The sequence below is a fragment of the Acinetobacter sp. ANC_7635 genome (assembly GCF_056779945.1).
Map to the genome: position 1 here is coordinate 164,539 of NZ_JBWYIS010000003.1, position 26,497 is coordinate 191,035.

28 protein-coding genes are annotated in these 26,497 nt (G+C 39.0%); 16 read left to right on the forward strand and 12 right to left on the reverse strand.

What is annotated here, in order from left to right:
* Positions 1 to 133 precede the first annotated feature (133 nt).
* The 3 genes from AC1M89_RS06220 to AC1M89_RS06230 are packed head-to-tail and all read left to right on the forward strand — an operon-like array spanning position 134 to position 2,608.
* Positions 134 to 673 carry a DUF924 family protein gene (locus AC1M89_RS06220; protein WP_035264779.1) on the forward strand — a complete coding sequence of 180 codons (540 nt, stop codon included), beginning with the start codon at positions 134 to 136 and terminating at the stop codon, positions 671 to 673.
* 35 nt (positions 674 to 708) lie between these two features.
* The gene (locus tag AC1M89_RS06225) at positions 709 to 1,263 is read left to right on the forward strand and encodes a CC0125/CC1285 family lipoprotein (protein WP_481591971.1); all 555 of its coding nucleotides are present in this window, start codon (positions 709 to 711) and stop codon (positions 1,261 to 1,263) included.
* Positions 1,264 to 1,300: 37 nt separating this feature from the next.
* Positions 1,301 to 2,608, forward strand: coding sequence for a DUF445 domain-containing protein (locus AC1M89_RS06230; RefSeq protein WP_481591972.1), 1,308 nt, complete (start codon positions 1,301 to 1,303; stop codon positions 2,606 to 2,608).
* Positions 2,609 to 2,795: 187 nt separating this feature from the next.
* On the opposite strand, the gene thrH is transcribed toward AC1M89_RS06230, so the two are convergent.
* The 3 genes from thrH to AC1M89_RS06245 are packed head-to-tail and all read right to left on the reverse strand — an operon-like array spanning position 2,796 to position 4,823.
* Positions 2,796 to 3,428 carry a bifunctional phosphoserine phosphatase/homoserine phosphotransferase ThrH gene (gene thrH, locus AC1M89_RS06235; RefSeq protein ID WP_051586509.1) on the reverse strand — a complete coding sequence of 211 codons (633 nt, stop codon included), beginning with the start codon at positions 3,426 to 3,428 and terminating at the stop codon, positions 2,796 to 2,798.
* 12 nt (positions 3,429 to 3,440) lie between these two features.
* On the reverse strand, positions 3,441 to 4,049 hold the full coding sequence (locus AC1M89_RS06240) for a LysE family translocator (protein ID WP_035264787.1): 609 nt from the start codon (positions 4,047 to 4,049) through the stop codon (positions 3,441 to 3,443).
* 3 nt (positions 4,050 to 4,052) lie between these two features.
* Positions 4,053 to 4,823, reverse strand: coding sequence for a 2OG-Fe dioxygenase family protein (locus AC1M89_RS06245; RefSeq protein WP_035264789.1), 771 nt, complete (start codon positions 4,821 to 4,823; stop codon positions 4,053 to 4,055).
* 97 nt (positions 4,824 to 4,920) lie between these two features.
* On the opposite strand from AC1M89_RS06245, the gene AC1M89_RS06250 reads away from it, so the two are divergent.
* From AC1M89_RS06250 to AC1M89_RS06260, 3 genes are all read left to right on the forward strand, one after another.
* Complete coding sequence (locus tag AC1M89_RS06250) at positions 4,921 to 5,793, forward strand: LysR family transcriptional regulator (RefSeq protein ID WP_035264791.1); 873 nt, start codon at positions 4,921 to 4,923, stop codon at positions 5,791 to 5,793.
* A 155-nt stretch (positions 5,794 to 5,948) separates the two neighbouring features.
* A complete protein-coding gene (locus tag AC1M89_RS06255) occupies positions 5,949 to 7,112 on the forward strand; it encodes a methionine aminotransferase (RefSeq protein WP_481591973.1) in 1,164 nt (387 codons plus the stop codon).
* 104 nt (positions 7,113 to 7,216) lie between these two features.
* Entirely contained in the window at positions 7,217 to 8,584 is a 1,368-nt protein-coding gene (locus tag AC1M89_RS06260; RefSeq protein WP_481608677.1) for an MATE family efflux transporter, read from the forward strand.
* A gap of 51 nt (positions 8,585 to 8,635) precedes the next feature.
* Here AC1M89_RS06260 and AC1M89_RS06265 read toward each other — a convergent pair whose 3' ends face one another.
* Positions 8,636 to 9,481: an SDR family NAD(P)-dependent oxidoreductase gene (locus tag AC1M89_RS06265; protein WP_035264797.1), complete on the reverse strand. Its 846-nt coding sequence runs from the start codon at positions 9,479 to 9,481 to the stop codon at positions 8,636 to 8,638.
* Positions 9,482 to 9,679: 198 nt separating this feature from the next.
* On the opposite strand from AC1M89_RS06265, the gene AC1M89_RS06270 reads away from it, so the two are divergent.
* From AC1M89_RS06270 to phoR, 3 genes are all read left to right on the forward strand, one after another.
* On the forward strand, positions 9,680 to 10,366 hold the full coding sequence (locus tag AC1M89_RS06270) for a TetR/AcrR family transcriptional regulator (RefSeq protein WP_035264798.1): 687 nt from the start codon (positions 9,680 to 9,682) through the stop codon (positions 10,364 to 10,366).
* A gap of 228 nt (positions 10,367 to 10,594) precedes the next feature.
* Positions 10,595 to 11,305 (forward strand): phosphate regulon transcriptional regulator PhoB, encoded by a 711-nt coding sequence (gene phoB / locus AC1M89_RS06275; protein ID WP_035264799.1) that lies wholly within the window; start codon positions 10,595 to 10,597, stop codon positions 11,303 to 11,305.
* A gap of 10 nt (positions 11,306 to 11,315) precedes the next feature.
* Entirely contained in the window at positions 11,316 to 12,677 is a 1,362-nt protein-coding gene (gene phoR / locus AC1M89_RS06280; RefSeq protein WP_035264800.1) for a phosphate regulon sensor histidine kinase PhoR, read from the forward strand.
* 41 nt (positions 12,678 to 12,718) lie between these two features.
* On the opposite strand, the gene asd is transcribed toward phoR, so the two are convergent.
* From asd to AC1M89_RS06305, 5 genes are all read right to left on the reverse strand, one after another.
* On the reverse strand, positions 12,719 to 13,567 hold the full coding sequence (gene asd, locus AC1M89_RS06285) for an archaetidylserine decarboxylase (protein WP_035264801.1): 849 nt from the start codon (positions 13,565 to 13,567) through the stop codon (positions 12,719 to 12,721).
* Complete coding sequence (locus AC1M89_RS06290) at positions 13,564 to 14,412, reverse strand: sulfurtransferase (RefSeq protein WP_481614046.1); 849 nt, start codon at positions 14,410 to 14,412, stop codon at positions 13,564 to 13,566. The genes asd and AC1M89_RS06290 overlap by 4 nt, the downstream gene beginning before the upstream one ends.
* A gap of 111 nt (positions 14,413 to 14,523) precedes the next feature.
* A complete protein-coding gene (pncB, locus tag AC1M89_RS06295) occupies positions 14,524 to 15,726 on the reverse strand; it encodes a nicotinate phosphoribosyltransferase (protein WP_035264803.1) in 1,203 nt (400 codons plus the stop codon).
* Positions 15,727 to 15,839: 113 nt separating this feature from the next.
* The gene (locus AC1M89_RS06300; RefSeq protein WP_180028377.1) at positions 15,840 to 16,343 is read right to left on the reverse strand and encodes an ankyrin repeat domain-containing protein; all 504 of its coding nucleotides are present in this window, start codon (positions 16,341 to 16,343) and stop codon (positions 15,840 to 15,842) included.
* A gap of 139 nt (positions 16,344 to 16,482) precedes the next feature.
* The gene (locus tag AC1M89_RS06305; RefSeq protein ID WP_481614047.1) at positions 16,483 to 17,997 is read right to left on the reverse strand and encodes a catalase; all 1,515 of its coding nucleotides are present in this window, start codon (positions 17,995 to 17,997) and stop codon (positions 16,483 to 16,485) included.
* A 233-nt stretch (positions 17,998 to 18,230) separates the two neighbouring features.
* On the opposite strand from AC1M89_RS06305, the gene dtd reads away from it, so the two are divergent.
* Positions 18,231 to 18,671, forward strand: a complete 441-nt coding sequence (gene dtd, locus AC1M89_RS06310; RefSeq protein WP_481591978.1) for a D-aminoacyl-tRNA deacylase — start codon at positions 18,231 to 18,233, stop codon at positions 18,669 to 18,671.
* A 72-nt stretch (positions 18,672 to 18,743) separates the two neighbouring features.
* Here the strand turns inward: dtd and AC1M89_RS06315 are convergent, their stop codons facing one another.
* The 3 genes from AC1M89_RS06315 to serB form a co-directional block, all read right to left on the reverse strand.
* Positions 18,744 to 19,223, reverse strand: a complete 480-nt coding sequence (locus AC1M89_RS06315; protein WP_092766561.1) for an SCP-2 sterol transfer family protein — start codon at positions 19,221 to 19,223, stop codon at positions 18,744 to 18,746.
* A gap of 190 nt (positions 19,224 to 19,413) precedes the next feature.
* Positions 19,414 to 19,728: a ciprofloxacin tolerance protein AciT gene (aciT, locus tag AC1M89_RS06320; protein ID WP_035264816.1), complete on the reverse strand. Its 315-nt coding sequence runs from the start codon at positions 19,726 to 19,728 to the stop codon at positions 19,414 to 19,416.
* A 412-nt stretch (positions 19,729 to 20,140) separates the two neighbouring features.
* Complete coding sequence (serB, locus tag AC1M89_RS06325; RefSeq protein WP_035264823.1) at positions 20,141 to 21,361, reverse strand: phosphoserine phosphatase SerB; 1,221 nt, start codon at positions 21,359 to 21,361, stop codon at positions 20,141 to 20,143.
* Between the two features lie 77 nt (positions 21,362 to 21,438).
* Here serB and AC1M89_RS06330 point away from each other — a divergent pair, with 77 nt between their 5' ends.
* The 6 genes from AC1M89_RS06330 to AC1M89_RS06355 all read left to right on the forward strand — a co-directional run bounded on the left by AC1M89_RS06330 (position 21,439) and on the right by AC1M89_RS06355 (position 26,493).
* Positions 21,439 to 22,710 (forward strand): hypothetical protein, encoded by a 1,272-nt coding sequence (locus AC1M89_RS06330; protein ID WP_092766563.1) that lies wholly within the window; start codon positions 21,439 to 21,441, stop codon positions 22,708 to 22,710.
* Between the two features lie 284 nt (positions 22,711 to 22,994).
* Positions 22,995 to 24,116 carry a bifunctional 3,4-dihydroxy-2-butanone-4-phosphate synthase/GTP cyclohydrolase II gene (gene ribBA / locus AC1M89_RS06335; protein WP_035264829.1) on the forward strand — a complete coding sequence of 374 codons (1,122 nt, stop codon included), beginning with the start codon at positions 22,995 to 22,997 and terminating at the stop codon, positions 24,114 to 24,116.
* Positions 24,117 to 24,140: 24 nt separating this feature from the next.
* The gene (gene ribH, locus AC1M89_RS06340) at positions 24,141 to 24,611 is read left to right on the forward strand and encodes a 6,7-dimethyl-8-ribityllumazine synthase (RefSeq protein ID WP_481591979.1); all 471 of its coding nucleotides are present in this window, start codon (positions 24,141 to 24,143) and stop codon (positions 24,609 to 24,611) included.
* 3 nt (positions 24,612 to 24,614) lie between these two features.
* The gene (nusB, locus tag AC1M89_RS06345; RefSeq protein ID WP_035264834.1) at positions 24,615 to 25,064 is read left to right on the forward strand and encodes a transcription antitermination factor NusB; all 450 of its coding nucleotides are present in this window, start codon (positions 24,615 to 24,617) and stop codon (positions 25,062 to 25,064) included.
* A 12-nt stretch (positions 25,065 to 25,076) separates the two neighbouring features.
* Positions 25,077 to 26,006: a thiamine-phosphate kinase gene (gene thiL, locus AC1M89_RS06350; RefSeq protein ID WP_481591980.1), complete on the forward strand. Its 930-nt coding sequence runs from the start codon at positions 25,077 to 25,079 to the stop codon at positions 26,004 to 26,006.
* A complete protein-coding gene (locus AC1M89_RS06355) occupies positions 25,987 to 26,493 on the forward strand; it encodes a phosphatidylglycerophosphatase A family protein (RefSeq protein ID WP_481591981.1) in 507 nt (168 codons plus the stop codon). The genes thiL and AC1M89_RS06355 overlap by 20 nt, the downstream gene beginning before the upstream one ends.
* Positions 26,494 to 26,497 lie beyond the last annotated feature (4 nt).

The window sequence follows — 26,497 nt, forward strand, 5'->3', positions numbered from 1 at the left end:
AAATGCAGTTTGCATATACATTTCAGTTGGATAAACCTTTTATTTTGGCAAATTTTTAACACAATCTTAGTCTTTAAGACATCTGAAATTTGTGATTTTATTGCAGAATAAATGCTAACAAACTGTAAAGAATATGAATTATCACAACGTTATAGATTTTTGGTTCAGTGCTGAAACTCAACCACATTGGTTTGCGAAAAGCGATGCTTTCGATCAACTTATTCAAGCGCAATTTGGTCACACCATCCAACAAGCTGCCGCAGGCGAACTATGGACATGGCGGGAAACTGCTTTAGGACGCTTAGCAGAAATCATTGTCTTGGATCAATTTTCTCGTAATGTTTATCGTGGCAAAGCTGAATCTTTTGCCCAAGATCCATTAGCACTTGGGCTAGCTCAAGAAGCGGTTCGTCTTGGTTTAGATCTCGAACTGGAACCTGAACAACGTAGCTTCTTATATATGCCTTTCATGCATAGCGAATCAAAAATCATTCACACTCAAGCGCTTCGTTTGTTTGAGGCATTAGGCAACCCTGTAAATTTAGACTTTGAGAAAAAGCATCAAGTCATCATTGAACGTTTCGGCCGCTATCCTCATCGTAATGAAATTTTAAATCGTCTCTCTACACCTGAGGAAATAGAATTTTTAAAACAGCCAAACAGTAGCTTCTAAATTGATATTGATACAACAGACTTCAGGAGAGCGAAATGAAGAACTTATGCATGATTTTGGGATTATCTGGCATGATCCTGCTGTCTGGTTGTGTCACGACGCCAAGTAAACCGCCTACATTTGATCAGCTTGGGCAATTCGCAACTATTCCCTTGAACCAATCAACGTATCGTATTAGTTTTCAAGGCTCATCCAACATGAGCTATGGTACAGCTGAAGAAATAACCTTACTTAAAGCTGCACAAACAACGGTCAAACAGGGCTTTCATTTTTTTAAAGTCCAAGATGATCCAAGCAATCGCACACAACAACCACCTCGTCAAGCTGTGGTTTATTCCAATCCTTACCCGTATGGTTATGGATATCGTAGACATCCTATGTTCTTTGATCCTTTTTATGATCTGCCACAGGTGGTCAGTTTAGAGCCAGTTCAAGTAGCCTATACCATCACCTGTTTTAAAGATCAAAAAACAGCACCTCAAGATGCTTTTGATGCACGTTTAATTTTACAGGCCTTAGGGTCTAAATATGGTTTAAGTGCTACAGGCGACATACTGCCTGTACAAACACAGCCTTCTCAATCACAATAAAATAATATTAATACAACAGCTTACATAGGAATTATGCATGAGTGTATCACCAACAATGACTACCCCTAGTCTGGATCGAAGCAAACGGTTTGCCATGATCGCACTGGTTGTCGCTGTATTGGCTTGGATATCGCTCATGGTGGCTGCCAAAATTTTTCCAGAATATGTTTGGCTTATTCATATTTTAATGTTGTCTGCTGAAGCAGGTGTGGTTGGTGGTTTAGCAGATTGGTATGCCATTACGGTTTTGTTTCGGAACCCATTCGGCCGTATCCCTATTCCTAAGTTTTTAAAAGATCACACCGAAATTATTCCACGTAACAAAGCGCGTATTGCAGAATCCATGGGACGTTTTGTTCAAGAAAACTTCCTATCGCCACAGATTGTGGCAAAAAGCTTGAGTCAAACAGATGTGAGTTTGGCAGTAGGACAATGGCTAGCCAATCCAGATAACAATCGTCAAGTGACTCAAGTGATTCAACAGACAGTGCCTAAAGTTTTTGAGTTTGTTGGACAAGAACAAGTCGGTAGGTTTATTCAAACTAACAGTGTGCAATGGGTAAAGAACACTCAAATCAATACCCTGGCCAGTGAAATGATTCGTGCCGTATTAGAAAATGACTTCCACCAAGATGTTTTACAACGTGGTCTCGATGTTGCGCACGGTTGGGTGACTTCACATCCTGAACAAACTCGGGAGCTAACCCGCACCCTATTTAAAGAACTCGGAGTGTGGCGTTTAGCCAAAGGCGCAAGTTGGATCGGTATCGATGTTCAACAAAGAACGATTGACTCTTTAATAGAGCGTGTCGAGTCAATGTTGGCAGATCCAGAGCATCCATGGCGTCAAAAAATTGAGAGTATTGCACAGCATTTAATGACTGAACTCGCAAATCCTGAAAGTCAGGCGAGTCTTAAATTAAATGAAACTAAAAATGCATTGTTAGATAGTCCTCAAGTTTTAAATTTTATTACTGGTGCCGTCGTCATTCTGTGCAATGCCATTCGTGAAGATTTGGAGAAAGCAGATTCAGGTATAGCTGAAAATTTACGTGTTGCGATTCAACAAGTCGGTCAAAACATCATTTCCAATCCTGCATTACGCCAATTATTAAATGAAAAAATGAGTTCAATGGCAGTCAATCTCAGTGATCAATACAGCGAAAAAGTCATTTTATTTATCAGTGAACGCATTCACGAATGGGACTCACGAGAAATGATCGATAAAATTGAAAATGAAGTCGGTGGTGACTTACATATGATTCGCGTCAACGGTGTTGTCGTTGGTGCATTTATCGGTTTAGTGTTAGGGATCATCCGAGCAGCAGTTGAATTTTTGATTTAACTTAGAAATGAAATTTAAATTTGGTCGCTGACTAAAATTGAATTCATTGTGAATTGACGTCATCAAAAAGCCCATTTCTGCATGAATGGGCTGTATTTATTATTCTTAATCCATTTAAAGAACTAAGCTATCACTAGAGTCATTCCTATCTGCTTCATCTTATATAAACCATAATAATATTATAAGGTTACATATTTTTTTTACGATTTAAATGTGAAATAATATCTTGATAAGAGTCTACTTTACAAAAATAAGCTGGGGAGTTCTTTCTCACGTCTTCTGAGGGTTGAAATAAAAAACCATAATCAACTAAATGCAACATCGAAAAATCATTGAATGCATCACCAATCGCAATACTATTGGTCATTGAAACGTTTTCTTTTTGGAACTTTACAATAATTTCATGTTTCCCTTTATCTCGTGTATACAGAACATTTTCTATAAATCCATCTGGTCCAATTTCTAAGTGATGACAATATGTATTTTTAACAGGAAGATTTAATTTTTCAAAAAAGGGAAATAAAAACTCATAAAAGCAATCTGAAATAATGTTAACTTCAAAATTTTCAGCCTTTTGCAAATATTCTAAAAACTCCTTAGCATCTGGAATGACATCCAGTTCTTTAATGTCATCGATTAATTGTTTTAAAGGAATTTTATTTTCTTTCAGTAAATTAATTCTAAATTCCATCAGAGACTTATAGTCTGCGACTTCTCGAGTTGTAATCGCCAACTCTGGGATATTGTATACATTTGAGAAGTGTTTCCATATTTCAGGGACAAGAACACCTTCCATATCGATAAAAGCCATCTTTTTCATATTGCTACCCTATTATTGAAATTTAGCAAACAGAAGTGCTATCCCTAGCAGACATAATACAGTTCCAATCACTCTGTTAATCTGTACTTGCTTAGCTAACATTTTCTGTCTTAAAACAATCGATGAAAAAAGCAAAGCCACCAATCCAAACCATAAAAAATGAGCAAAAGACATAAATAGCCCATAACCGACCAGAATCGCTTTCGGCGTACTCACACTGATGATCTGAGTGTATGTACTAATCACAAATAAAGTCGTTTTAGGATTAAGTGCATTGGTGAAAAAGCCATATTTCACTGCTTGAAAAGGATTAATTGCAGCAGTTGATGACGTCTCGACAACCGGACTTTGTACAAAAGTTTTATAACCGATATAGATGAGATAGATGGCTCCAATATACTTCACAATATTTAGAATTTGAGGTGTATACGCCATGACAAATGCGACAGCAATAAGCGTATAAGTCACATGAATCAAAACACCTAAAGAAATTCCCAGTGAAGTGAGAACACCTATCCTTCTACCATATAAGTAACTGTTTTTTGTCACGATAGCAAAATCAGCACCAGGACTCACAACAGCGAGTATGGTGATGAGAATAACTGCTATAAACTCACCCATTCATTATGCCTTTTTAAACGTGATCACTAATACATCTCTTAATCCAGTATCACCCAACGTAAAATCATTGACTTTGATTTCCGTTACGCTGTGATAGACCTGATGATCATCCACAAGTGCGATATCTAAAAAATTTTCAAGCATAAATTCTGCTTTCAAATTCTTATTTAAGTCATAAATTCGGGTCATTCCACCCTGAACATTTTGACGGTTGATCATGGCCATTAAAACGAAATCCACCCCATCTCGATGTATCCCCTCAGGGGTTGGCTTACCACTATCGTTAAATTTTGCTTCAATGCGAAATTGATGCGCTTCGATAAACCAATTTTCAGTTTCAATTTCTGAAAAGGTGAGATATGCGAATTGTAGTAAATTTCTAAAAATTGGATTTTCAATTGTATTTTTATCAATCTCTGAAAAATATCTCGCAATTCCACCATTCAAAGTGTTGTATTCAATCGTCTGAAAATGAGGAATATAAGAATTTTTCAGTAAAATTTTATGCTTATCATTAATAGTAAAAGTTGCATGTTTTCTTGTTCGATATTTACCTTTATCCGACATAAATTGATCTAAATCTAGAGCGTTCCAACTGTCTATAAAATCACTGACATCTTGCTCATTAACATCGTGAAAATTATTATTTTTCTGTATTTCTTGGAATGTATTTAAATCAATAAACGCATAACCCTTTTTGATTATCTCTTTTGAATATGTGTATTCATGGAGATGCTGCTTGTTAAATGGACTGAATTTTAATATATTTTCCATTGTATTAGCTTTATTTTGCTTTTGGTAATCTTCATTTTGAACAAAAGTTAAAAAAATAAAATCAATAAAATCGACTAAAAATATATGAGTTTTTGGAATGATAGAAAAAATATCTTTGAATTCACTGAAGTTTTTTTATTTTGTCGCTAAATACAGCAGTGTCACGATTGCAGCAAAGAAATTATTTGTTACGCAAAGTGCCGTCAGTAAGCAAATTTACAATCTCGAAGAAATATTAAATATCACATTATTTGAACGACGAAATAAAACCTTGATACTCACCAAAGAAGGAGAAACTCTTTTTCATTGCGCTCAGAATATTTTCAATCAATTGGATGATTGTTTAATTGGACTAACTCAAAATAAAACTGAAAACAAACAATTGGTACTGTCCTGTGAACCAACCATTTCGATGAAGTGGTTAATTCCACGACTTGTTGAATTTAAAAAACTTGGACATGATTTTGAAGTGGTTTTGCTCACAGGTGGTGGTGTAGTCGACTTTGAAAAAGATAATATCGATATCGCAATACGAAGAAATGATTTTGAATGGGGATCGCATCTGTTTAGTGAGAAAATTGGCGATGAATATATTGTGGCAGTCCAAGCATCTCACCACCCTAAAACCAAAGAATTGTTAATTTCTAAATCACGCCCTTATTTTTCAAAAAAATTACACCAATTGGATGAACTCAAAGATATTCTGAAGAAACATTCCAAAATAGAATTAGAGCATTTTTACTTATGTTTAGAAGGCTGCTTGGCTGGCCTAGGAAAGACGATCATTTCTATCTACATGATTGAAAAAGAATTAGAGCTCAAGTCTGTAAAAAAAATAACACCAATTCTTCAGGATGGTTCTGCCTATTATCTACTGTCCCATACTAGATTTATTGAAGATCCTCGGAAGATTATTTTTTTAAATTGGTTAAAAAATGAAATGAAGCAAAGTCAGATCAATCATTTTTAACATGAGATCACATAGATCATCTAAGGTTTTAAACTTAATTGAAGATCATTAGAATCTTATGAAAATTAAAACGAATATGTCGCAGATATTTGTATTTAGTGCAGGCATTTCAACTGCTAAACTACGAAGAAACGGGCTAAATATTACTATCCAGCATGATTAAAATTGAATCTAAATTACCAGACTTAGGTGTCACTATTTTTAGCGTGATGTCAGCACTCGCCCAAAAGTTGAACGCGTTAAATCTTTCTCAAGGTTTTCCTGATTTTCCACCTCCTCCTGAATTAATTGCAGCTTTAGCTCAAGCCACACAACAAGGCTATAACCAATATCCACCTGGTGACGGTCTGCTGAGTTTAAGACAAAAAATTGCAGCCCAATTCTGCCAACGAGACCAAGTCGATTTAGACCCGATCAGCGAAATCACCATTACACCTGGTGCAACGACTGCAATTTTGTGTGCGATTCAAGCTGTTGTAAATGCTGGAGATGAAGTAATTATTTTCGATCCTGCTTATGATAGTTATGCACCTGCAGTGAAACTCGCTGGGGCGCAAGCGATCCATATCAACTTGGTACATCCAGACTTCCATGTTGACTGGAATGTGGTGAAAGATCGAATAAATGAACGAACGCGATTAATCATTGTAAATACACCACATAATCCCTCAGGTGCAATTTGGTCCAAGCAAGATTGGCAACAACTGATCGAGTTGATTCAGGATAAAAACATTTGTGTACTATCTGACGAGGTCTATGAATATTTAGTGTTTGATGGTCAACAACATTATTCTGCGCTTAGTTTTCCTGAACTTCGAGATCGTAGTTTTGTGATTGGTTCATTCGGAAAAACGTTTCATGTTACTGGTTGGAAAACTGGATATTGCGTTGCACCTCAGGCACTGATGAAAGTATTTCGTCAAATTTATCAATTTGCCAATTTCTGTGGTGTCCATCCGATTCAAATCGCGCTTAATCAATTCATCGAACAACATCCTGAACATATTTTAGATCTCCCCAATTTTTATCAAGCTAAACGTGACTTATTCATCCATGGAATTCAACATTCAAAATTTCAATATGTGCCGTCACCAGGAACTTATTTTCAAAACTTAGATTTCAGTACACTAAGACCTGAGCTCACAGATATAGAAATGTGCCAATATCTTGCAGAACAACACAAACTGGTAGCGATTCCTATATCAGTGTTTTATCAACAGCCACCTCAAGATCTGAAGCTCATTCGGGTCTGTTTTGCAAAACGAGAGGAAACCTTGCATCTTGCAGGAGAAATTTTAACGAAGGTTCAATCACAATAACGAAAAGAGACGAGACGGATTACTTTATTACTAAATCAATTTGAATGATAAGGTGCTAAGGTCAATCCGTTGATATAGAAAACAATAATGGATAAGACTTATATATGGCGAGAACCTTACGGCCGATTGATGAACCTGGTTTCTGGAAAGTTTTTTTAGTTTTTTTAGTTCCGCTGATTGCAACCAATATCCTGCAAAATTTATCCGGCACAATTAATACGATCTTCGTCGGGCAAATGATGGGCGTTCAAGCAATTGCTGCTGTTTCCGTCTTCTTCCCTATTTTGTTCTGTCTCTTGGCTTTTGTAATTGGGCTTTCGGCTGGCTCGACGGTATTGGTTGGTCAAGCGTGGGGAGCACAAAATTTAGAAAAAGTAAGAGCGGTTGTCGGCTCTACTATTTTTATGACATTGATCGGCGGGACGATTATTGCCATTTTAGGTGTTCTATCTGCACGCCACATTCTTGAGGCCTTGGGCACAGACCCAAGTGTCATGCATTTATCTTTGCCTTATGTTCAATGGATGTTAGCAGGTAGCCCACTCCTTTTTATTTATATTATTTATACCTCTATCTTACGTGGTGTCGGTGATAGCATTACACCTCTCATCGCTTTGGGAATGACCAGTTTAATTGGGCTCTTTATTACCCCTGTTCTCATCGCTGGATATTTTGGATTTCCTCAATTGGGTATCATTGCACCTGCCATCGCCACGATTGTGGGTTATCTGGCCGTGCTTATTTTTCTGTACGTTTATTTAAATAAAAAAAATCATCCATTACGTCCAGATTTAGCAATGTGTAAACATGTACGCCACAATCCTGAACTGAGCAAAATTATTCTCAGACTTGGCGTTCCTACAGGCATTCAAATGGTCACGACCTCTGTGGCAGGATTAGTCATTGTCGGCTTGGTCAATCGCTATGGTTCAGAAGCAACAGCTGCTTATGGCGCAGTTAATCAGGTTTTGAACTACATCCAATTCCCTGCTCTGTCTATCGCAATTGCTGCCTCTATTTTTGGGGCTCAAGCGATCGGTGCAGGTAAAGCGGATTCTTTATCACGTGTAACTAAAACAGCACTGGGGATGAATTTTGTCTTTACAGGCGGGCTCGTAATCTTGGCTTATTTGTTCTCAAAATATGTCATGGCATTATTTATTACAGATGAAAAAGTCGTGATACTCGGGCAACAATTATTGTTTATTGTGCTGTGGTCAATTTTATTTTTTGGCGCGAGTGCTATTTTCGCCTCAATTATGCGTGCAAGTGGCACTGTGACTATGCCAATGATCATCAATATTGTAGCCATACTCTGTATAGAACTCCCAGCAGCTTATCTATTTAGCGCATGGTGGGGGCTGGCGGGAATCTGGTACGCTTATGCTTTGGCTTTCGTTTGCTTATGTGTGATGCAAGGTTTGTATTATCAATTTGTTTGGAAAAAGAAAACTGTTCAAGTACTGATTTAAATTAGAAATCAAGAAAATAAAAAACCCGCATGACGCGGGTTTTTTTAACGATTATTTAGAATCGAAACGTTTACTCATTTTAGTCGCAAATGCAGTCACTTTTTGATAGCCCGTTGGCATCACACGTTGCATTAAATCAATCACTTTCGCATCGTTACCAATCAGTAAACGACGGCGATCTTTTTGCACTGCTTCTAGAATTTGACGCGCTGCTTCTTCAGGTGGACAACGTAATAATTTATCAAATGTCTGTGCAGATTTCTGTGGATTCATGCCCAAAGATTTTAAACTGTCATTCATTTTTGCAGCTTTCGCAATATTGGTACGAATGCCACCTGGATGTACGCAAAGCGCGCTCACACCCACATTTTCAATATCTAGCTCTTGACGAAGAGATTCAGTGAAACCACGTACAGCAAATTTAGTTGCATTATACGCAGACTGAGTTGGTTGCGCAGTTAAACCGAATAAACTTGAAATGTTGATAATGTGTCCATCACCTGTTTTCTTAATATATGGTAAGAATTCTTTGGTGCCGTACACGACACCCCAGAAGTTAATGTTAACAATCCATTCCAACTCTTCGTATGTTGCGCCTTCAACGGTCGAACCCAATGCCACCCCAGCATTGTTGAAAATCATGTTCACTGAACCATGATTCTGTACAGTTTCAGCCGCCCATGCTTTAACTTCGTCACGATTCGCAACATCTACTTTCTTGGTTGTGACTCGTACATTTGCATTCTTCGTCAGTTCAACTGTTTCTGCTAAGCCCTTTTCATTTACGTCACTTAAAGACAAATGACAACCTTGCTTGGCCAGTAACACCGCAAGTTGTTGACCAATACCAGAACCTGCACCTGTGATTGCAGCCACTTTGTTTTTAAAATTTTTCATTGTGAATCCTTTTTTTGATTTTTATGCACCACAGCGTTGATCTGGGTCATTCATGTTCACTATAATTTTGACAATTATTATTGTCAATGTAACTATCGACCATTTTTATTGTTACTATAGGCCAATTTAGTATCTTTAGCTGATCGGTAATCTATACTGACCGCAGCATAACACTTTTATAAAAAGACTCGAATTGCTATGAACCCAGAGAACCTCACTCCATCAGAACACGAGCAAGCGATTGAAAAGCCTCCTGCAAAAGAGCGTCAATTTAAAGGGATGTCCTTAACTGAGCGCAAACAAGCACGTCGTGAGAAACTTATTGAAGCGGGTATTGAAGCATATGGAACTCATGGTTTTTTCTCAGTAACCGTTAAAGATATTTGCACACAAGCGAAATTAACTGAACGTTACTTTTATGAATCTTTTAAGAAAAGTGAAAACTTATTCCAAACGATCTTCTTAGAGCTGATTGAGAAGCTTCAACAAACATTAATGCAAGCTATTATGAAAGCCTCTCCTGAGCCTCTAAACATGATTGATGCAGGTCTAAATGCGTTCTTTAGTTTTTTAGAAGATGATCCGCGTACCGCTCGGATTATTTATATTGATGCAATGCTCGTCCAAGAACTTCATAATCATGCAACCATTCAAGAAACAATGGGTCGTTTCGACCGAATGATTCATGCCTTTGTCACATTAATGATGCCACATACCCATCTCACTGAAAAAGAGATCTCCTTGATTGCAACTGGTTTAAATGGCTATGTCACTCAAGTTGCTGTTCGCTGGGTGGTAGGTGGTTTTAAACTTCCACGTGCTGAGGTCGTTCAGGCATGTAAAACTGTTTTTCTCGCCCTATTGAATGATCTAATGAAAAAGTAGCATCAAATTAAGATGAAGAAATTGTGACAAATCGTAAGTAAATTTAAGATATTGATTTAATTTAATATTAATAAATATCAATGAGACAAAATATCAGCCTAATTGTCACAAAACATTGCTATATTTAACTTCGATTTCCATCTTGCAATGATACTGTCATAATTAATCTTTGTAATAAGCCTGTCATAAATATAAAACGGTTCACCGTTCATCATAGGATATTGCGTTGTGAAAGATGACTACATTTTAATTGTCGACGACGAGCTCCCAATTCGGGAAATGATCCATACTTCTTTAGATATGGCAGGCTTTCAATGCTTGGAAGCAGAAGATGCGAAACAAGCACATCAAATGATTGTTGATCAACGTCCAGCGCTTATCCTACTCGACTGGATGTTACCGGGTGGCGTGAGTGGCGTAGATTTGTGTCGTCGCCTTAAGCGTGATGAAACACTTTCAGAAATTCCAGTCATTATGTTGACTGCGCGTGGCGAAGAAGACCATAAAGTTCAAGGTCTTGATGCTGGTGCAGATGACTATATGACGAAACCATTTTCAACACGTGAGTTGGTATCCCGTATTAAAGCGGTGTTAAGACGTGCAAATGCGTTAAATGGCGAAAAAACCATTGATGCAAATGGCTTAATTCTTGACCCAGTAAGCCAACGTGTCAGCTATAATCAAAATATTCTTGATATGGGGCCAACAGAATATCGTCTATTGGCATTCTTTATGACTCATCCAGAACGTGCCTATACCCGTGCTCAATTACTTGATCAGGTATGGGGTGGAAATGTGTATATTGAAGACAGAACCATCGACGTCCATATCCGTCGCTTACGTAAAGTGCTCGAACCTTATGGTGCAGACCGTTATGTTCAAACTGTGCGTGGTACTGGCTATCGTTTTTCAACACGAGCTGATGTTGCTTTAGGTTAATTTAGATTTTATGTACGAACCCTACCCCGTCCCAGAATTGGCACGTGAACATCAAAAGTTTCTATATAGCAGTTTATGGACTTTTGCCAAGCAAGACTTACGTTTACTGGTATTTCTACTGATTATTGCGGGCTGTATCGGGTTAGGGATTGGCTATCTTTGGATATGCTTAGGCATTGCCTGTCTCATATTTTTTGGTATCCAATTACGCTCATTATATTTAGTCAATGATTGGATTTCGAATCGTCCTTACGATGTACCACCAAATTTAAATGGAATCTGGGGGGCATTACTGTTCAATGTATATCGAGCTCAACGCCAAGAACGTATTGTTCAGTCTGAAATGGTTGGACTGATCGATCGAACTCAATCTTCTCTCGTGGCTTTATCAGAAGCGATTATTCTTACGGATGATTCCCATCAAATCGAATGGTGGAATCCTGCTGCGGAAAAGTTATTTGGCATTCAAGCTGTTGATCGTGGCCGCAACCTGCTCACGATTATTCGCCAGCCAGATTTTATTGAATATTTTCATAATACCCATCAAGCACCAGATGGTGTAAAAATTAAATTGGTGAACCATGATAATAAGTACGCGCAAATCAAACTGACTCGCTTTGGCAATGAAAGTCGCCTCTTAGTTGCGCACGACATTACGCGTATGAAAAATCTCGAGCAAATGCGTTCAGATTTTGTTGACAATATTTCACATGAATTAAGAACACCACTCACAGTGTTAAGTGGGTATATCGAAACATTCACAGATCAAGAAGATATCAATCCGCGTTGGAAACGTGCCTTTGAACAAATGCAATCGCAAACTAAACGCATGAATGCATTGGTCAATGATCTTTTGCTTTTGTCTCGTTTAGAAAATGAAAAACAAATTGCGAAAAATCAAATTATCGAAATGCCAAGTTTAATGAACCATCTGTTTGATGATGCGCAAGCTTACAATATTGATTATGGTCATACACTTAACCTTGATATAGACAGCCACTGTGACTTAATTGGTTCAGATATGGAATTGGCGAGTGCATTTAGCAACTTAATTACCAATGCCATAAAGTACACTCCGAAAGGTGGCACCATCACCATCGGCTGGCATGATGATGGAGAACGTGGCTATTTTTCTGTTCAGGATACTGGTATTGGAATTGATCCAAAACACTTACCGCGTTTAACTGAGCGTTTTTATCGTGTGGATAGTGCACGCAGTCGTCAAACAGGTGGTACTGGTTTAGGCCTTGCCATCGTTAAGCACGTACTTATGCAACATGGCGCACATATTGAAATCGAGTCGAAAGAAAACGAAGGCTCTACATTTATTGCCGTGTTTCCCAAAGAACGCTTGTATAAAATGCACGAATAAAAAAAAGCGCCTTAGGCGCTTTTCTTATTCAAAAGATATACTCAAATAAGATGACCCAACGCTTCACCCATTACTACAGTTGAGTTCGCCTTAAATGCTTGGTCCCATTGCATTTTATCTTTCTCAAACAAAACTACAGCCGTTGAACCCAAATAAAAACGTCCGAGCTCATCACCTTTTTCAAGTTTCATCGCATGATGGTTCAGCTCTAAGCGACCTGTTGGTTTTACTTTACCTGTCGCAACAGTTTCAATTCCAGCAACAATCATTGCGCCAACTAAAACAACAGCCATACGACCAATATCAGTATCGAATAAACATACCATTCGTTCATTACGTGCAAACAAACCCGGAATATTTTCAGCTGTAGTTTGGTTGACTGAAAATAATTCACCTGGAATATATAAAGTTTCAGTCAATGTACCAGAATAAGGCATATGCACACGATGATAATCACGCGGTGATAAGTACACTGTTGCAAATTCACCATTTTTGAATGGTGCTGCCAATTGAGGATCACCAATTAACTTTTCAACTGAAAAGCTTTGACCTTTTGCCTGAAAAATATCGCCCTCATTGATTTTACCTAATTGTGAAATTGCACCGTCTGCAGGTGACACGACACTTTTAGGATTAGGATCAATTGAACGAACGCCTGTTTTCAAAGAGCGAGTGAAAAACTCATTAAAGGATTTAAATTTCAAGGCATTTTGTTGCTCAGCAATTGACATATCAATGCCATATTTTGCTTTAAATGCTTGAATGACAACATTCTTTAATACTGGGTTTTCACTGGCTGCGACTTTACCCACCAAACGGCTGAGTTTTTGTTGCGGGACGATTTGCTGCGCTTGAATAAATAGTTTCTTTTTTAAATTTGTCAGACTCACTCAGGTGACTCTCCAGTAATGATTGAACTGTCGAGGCGGTTGCCCCACTCGCTCCACGCACCATCATAAGCTTGGATATCCCAACCCAGTAATCGACCAATAATGTAAGCTAAACCTGAACGGTGATGAGACTGACAATATACGACGACTGGCTGATCAAATTGAAAGCCCAATTGTTCTAAACGTTGTTGCGTGCGTTCTAAGGGGTGCAATTTTAAATGATTTTGACGATTAAGTGCAGTACTCCACTCAAAATGTCTAGCCGTTGGAATATGTCCACCACGACGTGCCGCGAGACGTTGCCCGGTATACTCCTCAGCCGTTCGGCAGTCCCATACTTGGCAAGTTTTATTTTCAATTTTTTTTATTAAAGTTGAATAATCAATACGGTGTTGATCAACATTGGATGTCTTAACTTGAAAAAGACATGAGACTGGCTGAACCTCTTCAACTTCTGAAGACGTAGGATAGTTGGCGCCTAACCACGCATGAATACCACCATTTAATAAACTGGTGTTATAAAAACCCATACAGTGTAGATTCCAGATCAGTCGACCAGCCCATGCCCCACCTTCATCATCATAGACCACGACATGATGCTCAGGTGATATGTTTAATATCTGGACTAGCTGCTGAAGCCCTTCATCATCAGGCAATAAACCCGTAGTTTGTTCCTCTTGGCGCACTAAAAATTTTGGCTTCAGATGTATAGCATGCGGAATATGTAATTGCTCATAGACCGAACTTCGGGTCAAATCAACAATACGTAACTTTTCACTTCCTAAATGAGGAACAAGTTGTTCTGCTTCAATGAGCAGACCGAAATCAAAAGCGTTAGTGGTCATATTTATTGAATAGTTCTATTGGCCTTGTTCAAATCTTAGCACAAGACTTTTTCAAAATTATTCTGATTTTTTGCATGGTATTAGCAAAAAATCAGAAAAGGGAAATTATGATTAAGGAGACTCAACATCAAATACCTGACGCAAATATGCGAGGAAGGTATCATTATCAGTCATCGTTTTTCCTGGACTATCAGAGAGTTTAGCTACCGATTGACCATTGCATTCGACTAACTTTAGAACAATATTCAAAGCAGTTTGTCCCATATCATTGGTGAGGTTAGTACCAATCCCGAAACTCACTTGGAAACGATCTTTAAAATATTGATGCAAATCCCATGCCTTCTCTAAGTTTAGACCATCACTGAAAGTGAGCATTTTAGTTTTGCTGTCAATTTTTAATTTTTTATAATGTGCGTAGGCTTTATCGCCCCACTCATATGGATCACCACTGTCATGTCGTAGACCATCAAACAATTTGGCAAAATACAAATCAAAGTCTCTTAGGAATGCATCCATACCAACAACATCTGTCAGTGCAATACCTAAATCTCCGCGATATTCCTGCACCCAAGTTTCAAGTGCAGCTTTTTGGAAATCACGTAAGCGAACATCCAGTGCTTGGAAAGCTTGTAAAAATTCATGTGCCATCGTACCAATGGGTGTAATACCCAACTGCTTTGCCAATAAAACATTACTGGTGCCACGAAAAATATGTGGTGCAGCCTTATTAAACTCTTCCACCACATGTTTCTGCCAGTCAAAACTATAGCGACGGCGTGTTCCAAAATCGGAAACAAGAAATGGTGGATCATTCGGTTGTTGACTACTTTCATAGTGTTTCAACAATTCAATTTTAGCTTTAAGACGGCGCTCTCCTTCTGCCAATACCTGCTCATCGCGAATACGACGAAAATAGAGTTCATTGACGATTGCAAGCACGAAAATTTCAAACATCATTGCTTGAACCATAGGTCCTTCAATACGAATATCTAAACGACCTTGATCATCGATACTGGCTTTAATAAAGCGGCGCTTAAGTTGGAATAATTCTAAATAGTCTACAAAATCACTTTTAATAAAGCGCAAACTTCTTAAATATTGTAATTCGTCTTCTTTAAATTTGAGCTGACACAGTAAATCTAACTGTTCGTTCAGTTCCTCTAATATATCCACGAGTGGATAGGCTGTATCTTCAAGGTTACGACAACGAAATTGATAGACACTATCCGTTTGAGGAAATTGATGTAATACCACTTGTAACATCGTGAATTTATACAAGTCAGTATCAAGTAAGGATTGAATAATGGCAGACATATTATTTTTCAGTTTTTAGCAACTTATTGCATTAAAGCACATTTTGTTGCGATTCATAGCTCGTTTTAGTAATTGTCGAAGATTATTCGACTAATTACTAAAACTTAAACTGATTATTTTTTTGCATTGTCTTGACTATATGACTCAGTCAAAGCTTTCAATGCTTTATCTTGCCCAATAACTTTTGCGAATTCTTCTGTGGTCTTATGTCCTGTCTGTTTCGCTTGAGCATCACAATCGACCTGGCGTAATTGTTTGGCAATCGACCATTCAAGCTTAAAGATAGCACCCATCAAAGCTGTATTACCCTTATTATCACGAGCACAGCGGTCTGCACCGTTTTCCAATAGAGTCGTTACAATATCTTGATGACCATAGTAGGTCGCCATCATTAATGGTGTAAAACCAGCATGGTTTTTAATATTGACTGGAAAACCATGTTTCAAAAATTCATGAATAACTTCTTTGTTTCCTGTTTTCGCTGCTGCAAAAAATAAGTCAATCACTTCTTTCTGATCTGATTGTTGTGAGCTACTGACAGACGTCGTTTGAGCGTGAAGCATTACTGAACTTAAACTCAGTAAAGCGATTAATAAACTATATACAATATTTTTCATTCTTCCCTCACCTGAGTTTAAATTCGATAATGAATGCCTGTAAAACTCCCCTAGGGTTGCAGGAAAGGAATTGAGTTTTACAGGACTTTTTTGAGGTGACACCTTAGACCCTAATCACCAATTCAAGGACTAATCTTGATTAGTCTTTTAAAGCTGCCGCTTTCGCTTTAACAGTCGCTAAGTTACCGTTTACAGCTTTAGTCATACGTGTGCCGTAATCCGCATCTGCTTTATAAAAATAAGACAACATGATGTGTTTAGTTTCTGAATCTTTTACGTTACCAAGATCAGCTGCTAAGTTCATAATGAGGTCAGATTTCTCTTTAGCAGAGTATGAACGGTATAAATCACCCGCTTGCTTAAAGTTTTGCTCTTTCACACCACGTTGCTGAACTGTGCCAGAAAGTGGAGTTTCAACAGCACGTGCTTTAGGAGTCGATGGTTTTGGCTCCATACGGCTTGGTTCATAGTTCACATTAGATGAAGTTGCACCAACATTCATATAACCGTCTTGGTTATTGTTGTTCACATTTACCAATGGACGGTTTACTGGAATTTGCTGGTGATTTGCACCTAAACGGTACATTTGTGTATCAGAGTAAGAGAAGATACGACCTTGAAGTAAGCGGTCTTCTGATGGCTCGATACCTGGTACTAAATTACCCGGAGCCATTGCCACTTGTTCCGTTTCTTGGAAGAAATTCTTCGGCATACGATTTAACGTCAAAGTACCCACTTTTGTTTCTGGTACTAAATCAGTAGGCCAGATTTTAGTTGGATCAAGTGGATCGAAATCGAAGCTATTCAAATCTTTAGGATCCAATACTTGGATATAAAGATCCCATTTCGGGAAATTGCCCGCATTGATGTTCTTATAAAGATCATTCGTTAAGTGGTTGAAGTCTTTACCTTGTAATTCAGCAGCTTCTTTAACGTTTAGACCTTTAACACCTTGCTTAGAACGGAAGTTAAATTTAACGTATTTATATTCGCCTTTGTCGTTGTACAATTTAAATGCATGTACACCGAAACCGTCTTGTTCACGGTAGCTCGTAGGAACACCTTGGTTACCATATACATAAGTCAACATATTTGTTGCCCATGGCTGGCTAGACAAGAAGTCAAATACGCGATTAGCGTCTTGAACGTTGTCAATTGGGCTTGGTTTCATTGCGTGGATGAAGTCTGGGAACTTGATCGCATCACGAATGAAGAATACAGGCGTTTGGTTACCAACTAAATCCCAGTTACCTTCTTGAGTATAAAACTTAATTGCGAAGCCATGTGGATCACGTAAAGTTTCTGGAGAATGCTTACCATGAATTACTGTAGAGAAGCGTAAGAATACTGGAGTTTTCGTACCTGCTTTGAAAAGTGAAGCAATAGTAAGATTTGATAAATCTTTAGTTGCAACGAATTCACCATAAGCTCCCGTACCACGTGCGTGTACAACACGCTCAGGGATACGCTCACGACCGAAACGTTGAAGTTTTTGAATCAACTGTACATCTTGTAATAATACAGAACCATTTGGACCTGCAGTGATTGAGTTTTGGTTATCACCCACTGGTGCGCCGTTATCTTTTGTTAATGGTGCAGCTGATGCTGCTGTCGCAGTTGCAAGCATTGCAACCAACATTGAACGCTTAAACATCGTTTTCTCTCTCAAATTTACCTTTCCTGCACGCGTAAATTACCTTCTTTAACAAAATTGGTAAAAAGGTTAATTTTTATTATTTCAATCGCTTTATTAGATCAAAAGTATATACTCCGATTAATTATTTTTTTATCAATAACTTATGAGGATTGATGACGACTTTATCCCTTTTCTTTTTTCCAATTTGATACAATTCATTTGAATTAAAAAACATCAAACTTGGTTGAATTATGCGTGCTTTACTCCAACGCGTCCTTGAAGCGAAAGTCGTTGTGGATGGTGAGATTACTGGTCAAATCGAAAAAGGGATTTTAGTTTTTATTGGTATTGGCAAAGAAGATAACTTTGAAAAAGGTAAGAAGCTCATCGATAAGATTTTAAAATACCGTTTTTTTGATGATGACCAAGGAAAAATGGGTTGGAATCTTAGCCAAGCCGGAGGCGGATTATTATTAGTCTCGCAATTTACCCTGATGGCACAAACCCAAAAAGGTTTGCGTCCTGACTTCGGCCCTGCAATGCCGCCTCTCGAAGCAAAAGAACTGTATGAACAGTTAGTTGAATACGCAAAATCTCAGTTTGAACTTGTACAAACAGGAATCTTTGCAGCGGATATGAAAGTGCATCTCATCAATGATGGTCCGGTAACCTTTAATCTTGAAGTTGAATGACTAGAAAAGCCCTCTTATGAGGGCTTTTTTATCTCTAGAATCAAAACGAGAAAAGTCCGTATAGGTGCTGTATTACTTACCCGTTTTTTCTTTAATAAATTGTCGAGCAAATTGTATTTTTTCTTTTACAGGTTTAGGAATTTTTGGTGGAATTAATTTAGCGACTTGGTTAAACCATACCAATAAGCTGAAATCACCTTCCATTTTAATACTGCCATTTTGCATACCCGTCATGAATGCAGTTGGATCACCTTTCATCAGGGTTTTAACACCTTGCTCGCTATCAGCAAACTGAAGTACGAAATCTGCTTTCTCTGCATCACCTGAAACAGAATCAATCTGGCCATTGTTGACTAAAATCTGACGTGCAACACCTAGATCTGTACCAATTTGAATACGGAACTGACGATCATGAATTAACTCAATAAATTTTGGACTCGTACGTGACAATTGTTTCATACGCAACGCCAAACCTAACACCAAAAGGTCTAGTGGATCTGTGCTTGCATCAACGATAGGTAATTTCACAACAGGTATTGAAGATAGTTTCATGACAATTTAAGTCCGTTTTTTTAATATCAAAAATAATTGATTCATCCTAGCATATCTTATAAGTAAGGAAATGCAGCTTTGTTTAACAAAACGTATAGGCAAAAAAAAGGTATATCATTTTGATACACCTTTAAATATAAAATTGTTACTACGCAGTTTTGGTCTACATCTCATCTGTCATGAGCTGGATTTAATCGTCCTCATATACAGGAGTATGTTCAATATAACGACGATTTTCTAAAGCCTTTTGCGCACGACTATCTTCGCGAAGTAAGAAAGCCGTTAAAGCCACCATGGCTAAGCTAATCGCTGTTAAATAACTATATGCCAAGGACATGTCAAAGACGTGTTGAACACTATAACGAATACCTTCAAGTAAACCCCAGAAGACCATACCCGCTAACATAAAGCCTAGCCAATGACGATAAGGTGAAAAGAATACGGCCGCCAATGCTACAGCGATCAAAGCAAATCCGAGTATCGTTGCAAAAGTTAAAGTGACCATAAAAATCTCCGTCAAAATTTAGATGTTTCAAATACTGCCTAATGGTGTTTCACAACAAATTAAATAACGCTTCACTTTCTTCAATGGTCTTGTTGGCGTCTATGAAAGCATTATGGTGAGTTTTTTTCAGAAAAAAAGACCTGATGCTTTTGTAAGCGACACATATTGTCGCAACATTCTTTTGTCATTACATTTTTTAAGATTAGACATTTTTCATAGAGTCAGAATCAGTCAAACTTGGCGTGTCATTACAAAAAAATACCTCGTAATTTTTTGTCAAAACATCTTTTTTTCGATGATGATCATCTGTTTTTTCGTCTGAACTTAACTGATTAAAATTTGTCTAAGAATGATTTACTTAGATAAAAAAAAGCGACCATTTGGTCGCCTTTTTAATAAGCTTTTTTTGATTTTAAGCTCGACTTAAATCTTTATCATGTACACCTAACAGGTACAGAACACCATCCAAACCAACACTTGAGATGGCTTGATTTGCATTTTGACGCACCAATGGTTTAGCACGGAATGCAACGCCCAAGCCCGCTATAGAGAGCATTGGCAAATCATTCGCACCATCACCTACTGCAATCGTTTGCTCAAGTGAAATGCCCATTTCATCCGCAATTTGGCCTAATAAAAATGCTTTACGAGCGCCATCCACAATATGCCCTTTAACTTCGCCAGTGACCTGCCCATCTTGAACATCCAAGATATTGGCATGAACTTCATCAATCCCAAGTTTTGCTTGTAAATATTCAGCGAAGTATTGGAAGCCACCAGATAAAATAGCCGTACGATAACCCAAAGATTTCAGGGTTGAAATAAGACGTTCTGCACCTTCAGTAATCGTTAAACGTTCTGCAATTTTAGGCAATACAGAAGCATCCATACCTTTCAGTAGCGCCACACGCGCACGGAAACTGCTCTGAAAGTCCAGCTCACCTTGCATAGCACGCTCAGTAATTTCTGCGACTTGTGCACCGACACCTGCTTCAATTGCAAGCTCATCAATCACTTCTTGTTCGATCAGCGTTGAATCCATATCAAAGCAAACTAAACGACGATTACGACGGTACGGCGTGTCTTCTTGTACTGCAACATCGACACTAAGGTCATTTGATAAACTTAAACATGCCGCTCGCATCGTTGCAGCATCTAACATCTGACCGCTCAAACCAAATTGCACACAAGCACGTTTTGGTTCATTTTCAAAATGATTCAACGTTGGGCGACCAGACAAACGAGTGACTGTTTCAATATTAAACCCTTGACTTGAAACAATATTAGTCACTGCTTGCAAATGTGCTGCAGTAAGTTCAGGTGCCAATGCCGTCACGATATATCGTGTACGTCCACCCTCTTTCACCCATTGCTCATAATCTTCTGAATCGATCGGTTTAAAGCGCACAGTAAGACCAATATCGTGTGCTAAAATCAGAATATCTTTCATGGCCAAAGCCGTTGCTGTCTGGTCTTCGGAAGCAACCACGATGCCGAGAGTCAATTGGTTATGGATAACTGCTTGTCCTACATCTAAAATTTGCAAAGAATGTACGGACAACACCTGCATCAATCGAGTAAACTGATTCGGTTGGTCAGGTCCTAAAAATGAAATAAGAATGATTTCTCGCATGAATTGACTCGGGTCTGAGCTACGAATATTGTAAGAATCATAATCGAAATTGAATTAATTTTCTTTGGAAGTTTACGTTGAATGCGCCTAGACAAGGGCTATTTGCTAGCCTGCTGATTGTAAGTTTTGCCTTGCATACCTTTTTATTGGTTATTGCAACGACACATCAATTAAATGAAAACCGTGCAAGCCAAGGTTTGCTAATGACGACTCAACTGGTCGCAGATAGCTTAACTGAACTTGAACCTGCCAATACTGTATCTCTTGCATTATTAGCCAACCGCTATGCAACGAATCCAAGTGTTGCATATATACGTATTCTTGGCACAGGAGATCAAGTTCTCGCAACTGCAGGCTTGTCTAAGACGCGTCAGGGTGAAATCTTCGTTCGAGATGCACTACAAAATGAAAAGAAAATTGGCAGTGTGGAAATCACATTGGTTAAACCAAGTATCGGTGAAATATTAAGAACACAATGGCTGGCGATCCTCTCGTCACTCTTTATTCATGGCTTATTATGGTTGGCTTATCGTGCCATTGCTCGCCCTACGCGTAGCGAATATCTTGCGAGATTAAATAATGAGTCCCGTTTACGTCATGAGATCAAGCTGCTCACTGAAGCATTAGAACTGGAAAAGAGTCAGCCTAAACAACCTCATACGCCAGAGCAAAATAAAGAACAAGCTGCAATTACGCCAAAAGTACCGACTCTGCAGTTAGATCAGGATGCTTTATCACTGAATATCCAATTTTATGATCCGAAACAATTAATTAATACGGTCAACAAATCTGTCTCTTTACCTTATTTTAATTTATGTCAAATTTTCTTAAATAAGAGCATCGAACTGTGTACAGCGCATTATCATTTGAATGTTGATGATATCGTTGTGAATCGTAGTTTTGATCAACAAGGCGCTGTCATCAGTATTTCTTCACTCAAGAATAACTCGATTGCTTGCATCTTAATGATTGGTTCGGTGTTTCAATTATTGTCAGAAGTACTCTATAAACGTTACCGTGAGGATAAACGGTTCGTATTGCAAACACGTTGTGCTGTAACCGCACCAGTGGAGGCAATGCAACTCGATTCAGTACAAGCGGCGGAAAGACTCACACATCACCTGATTGCGAAAGAAATGGCGCTATATTTGACCCACGATCAGTTAAAGCATATTGGTGAATGCTACCAATTGGTTCCGATGCCGAATCCAACCAGTGTGTTAACACGTCACGCTTTCATGATTAATGGTATGAACGAAGCCTGTGCCGAACTCGCACAAAATATCCGTACTGAGATTTTGAAAGGCAAAGCCCAAAGCTCCTCGACGGATCGTACAATCAGCTCTTAATTAGATTAAATTTTAATAAGTAAACCAGATTTGATGCTAAGTTAAATCTGGTTTTTCTTTTTAAAAGCTCACAGTCGTGAAAAGTTAGACTAAGCGTCTAGTTTGTATACAAAAGTGCTCTTTTGGTAATTTTATCTCTCTTTTCAATGTGCTATGAAGGTGTATGTTGGACTGTATTGAATGGTACAGTCATAAGCATAGGCAAACTGACTAAAAAAGCGTTAGACTATGGCGCAACAAATTTATTCAAATGTCAGAATGACATAACAAAAAGGTGAAGGTTGATGTCGCTCAATACTGTAGAAGAACTTGTAGCAGATATCCGTGCAGGAAAAATGGTCATCCTGATGGATGATGAAGATCGTGAAAATGAAGGCGACCTCGTTATTGCTGCAACGCACGTACGACCTGAAGACATTAATTTCATGATCACGCATGCTCGTGGCTTAGTTTGTTTAACCTTAAGCCGTGAACGCTGCAAACAATTAAATTTACCGTTAATGGTTGATGCGAATGGCGCTCAACACGGGACAAACTTCACGCTTTCTATTGAAGCTGCAAATGGCATTTCTACAGGTATTTCTCCAGCAGAACGTGCGCACACGATTCAAACAGCAGTTGCGGCACATGCAAAACCAGCAGATATCGTTCAGCCAGGCCATATTTTTCCACTCATGGCACAACCAGGTGGTGTGCTCCATCGTGCAGGTCATACCGAAGCAGGTTGTGATTTAGCTCGTCTTGCAGGTCTTGAACCAGCTTCTGTGATTTGTGAAATTATCAATGAAGACGGGACTATGGCCCGTCGTGCTGACCTTGAAATTTTTGCTGAAAAACACGGTCTAAAAATTGGTACAATTGCTGATCTTATTCACTACCGTATGACCAATGAACAAACGGTAGAGCGTTTGGATCAACAAAAACTCGATACAGAGTATGGTACTTTTGATCTTTACCGTTATCGTGAAGTCGGGAATCCTGATATTCATTTGGCATTGGTTAAAGGTCAACCTGAAGAGGGTGTGACGACTGTTCGCGTTCATGGCTTCAATCCGGCGCGAGACTTATTAAAGCTTAATAAGCAAGATGGTGAAGCAGCTTGGAATTTAGATCGTGCTTTAAAAGAAATTGCTCAAAGCGATCGTGGTGTCTTGGTATGGATTGGACAACGTCAGCCGTCTGATTTAGGTCCAGCATTAGAAGCATTAACTGCGCCAAAACCAGCCAAGTCAAATGCTGCCTTATCGCAGCAATACCAAACCATTGGTGTGGGTGCACAAATTTTACGTGATTTAGGCGTACAGAAAATGAAGCTCCTGAGCTCACCTTTACGCTTCAATGCATTGTCTGGCTTTAATTTAGAAGTGGTCGAATACATCACAGCTGATCAGAGCTCTCATTCATAACTCTTATTAAATATCGAGGTTGCTATGGCGATTCGCCGTATTGAAGGTTTATTACATCTCGCGAGCGAAGATCGTTACGCGATTCTAGTTGGTCGTTTTAACAGCTTTGTTGTTGAACATTTATTAGAAGGTGCAATTGATACATTGCATCGACATGGTGTTAAAGACGATAATATCACTATCGTTCACGCGCCAGGCGCTTGGGAACTTCCGGTTGTGGCGAAAAAACTCGCAAATTCTGGTAAGTTTGATGCGGTAATTGCACTTGGTGCAGTTATTCGCGGTAGCACTCCTCACTTTGACTTTGTTGCTGGTGAATGTGCAAAAGGCCTTGGTGTTGTTGGTTTAGAAGCTGGTTTACCTGTGATCAATGGCGTATTGACCACAGACAGCATTGAACAAGCCATCGAGCGTTCAGGTACAAAAGCAGGTAATAAAGGTGGCGAAGCTGCCTTGACTGCAATTGAAATGGTTAACTTGCTAAAGGCGATCTAAAGCATGTCGCAGACACTCCAAGCTACTTATGCAGCTAAACGCAAAGCACGTCGTTTTGCTGTACAAGGGATTTATGAATGGCAAATGAGCCACAACCCTGTGCATGAAATTGAAGCACGTACACGTGCTGAAAATGCCATGCATAAAGTGGATCTCAGCTATTATCACGAGTTGCTCACACAAGTGATTGCAAATCATGAAGCATTGGATGCGTTATTAATTCCAGTACTAGATCGTGAGATCTCGGCACTGGACGGCGTTGAATTAGCTACTTTGCGTCTTGGCGCGTATGAATTGAAAGAGCATCTTGAAATTCCATATCGCGTCGTTCTCGATGAAGCAATTGAATTGGCTAAACACTTCGGCGGTGCAGATAGTCACAAATACATCAATGGTGTATTAGACCGTTTGGCACAAAGCCTACGTGAAGCAGAAAAGCAACAAGCAAAATAAGTTGTTGTTGAAATGGCTGAGTTTTCTATTATTGACACCTATTTCAATCGACCGAGCTATTCTTCAGTCGATCTAGGTGTCGGTGATGACTCAGCCCTGCTCACCCCGCCTCCACAGCAACAATTGGTCATTTGTGCCGATACCCTCGTTGCTGGTCGACATTTCCCCATCGATACAGATCCCCATGCGATTGGATGGAAATCTGTAGCTGTGAATCTTTCAGACATTGCAGCCATGGGTGCAAAACCTCAAAGCATTCTCTTGGCATTGAGCCTACCCCAAATTGATCATCACTGGCTAAAAGGGTTTAGTCAGGGTTTGTATGATTGTTGCGATCAATTTGGAGTAAGTTTAATTGGCGGCGACACAACGCAAAGCCCACATCTCACATTATCAGTTACCGCTCTAGGCTGGGTGGATATTGGAAAAGCCGTGCCACGTTCTGGTGCTCAAGCAGGTGATTTAATCTGTGTATCCGGGACTGTCGGTGATGCTGCATTCGGATTAAAATATCCCGATCATGCTTTAAAAAAACGTCTCGATTATCCCACTCCACGTTGTGAACTCGGTCAAGCGCTTAAAGGATTGGCGCATAGTATGATTGACGTATCCGATGGTTTAGCACAAGATTTAGGACATATTCTCAAAGCATCTCATGTTGGTGCCGACCTACACTTAGATCAACTTCCACTTAGTCCTGCCTTACAAGCATTGTCCAATCAGCAAAAATGGAAATTGGCTTTAGCAGGTGGTGATGATTATGAATTGTGTTTTACCATTCCTTCACCTGCCTTGGATGAATTAAAAGCTCGACACTGCGATACACCGATCACGGTGATTGGTGTCGTAAAAGAGACTCAGCAATTAGATTTTTATCATCATCAACAACCACAAGAACTAGAATTACAGGGATATCAGCACTTTGCCAAAACAACCAATTAATTTTAAAGCGATGACTTGGTCTGAACGTTTCATTGTTTTTTGTGGCGTTGGATTCGGCTCTGGTTTGGCACCAAAAGCACCGGGTACTTTTGGTTCAGCTTTTGCGTTGCTGTTTATCCCTGCTTTCATGACAATAGGTTTTTTGTATAGCACGATTGCCATAATCGTTATGTCATTGATTGGAATATATATTTGTGGAAGAGCCGCTGATATAATGCGCGTCCATGATGACGGACGAATTGTGTGGGATGAATTTGCGGGTCAATCGATCACGTTTCTCCCTTTAATCTATCTAGGCCTGATGAATTGGGTATGGCTTTTTATTGGTTTTGCACTTTTCCGTCTCTTTGATGTTTGGAAACCTTGGCCGATTCGCGTCATTGATCGTCAAGTCGACGGTGGTTTCGGCATTATGCTTGATGATCTGATCGCAGGTCTGTGGGCAGCACTTTGTATTATAATTTATCTCTATATTGATATGGCTTAAGCCA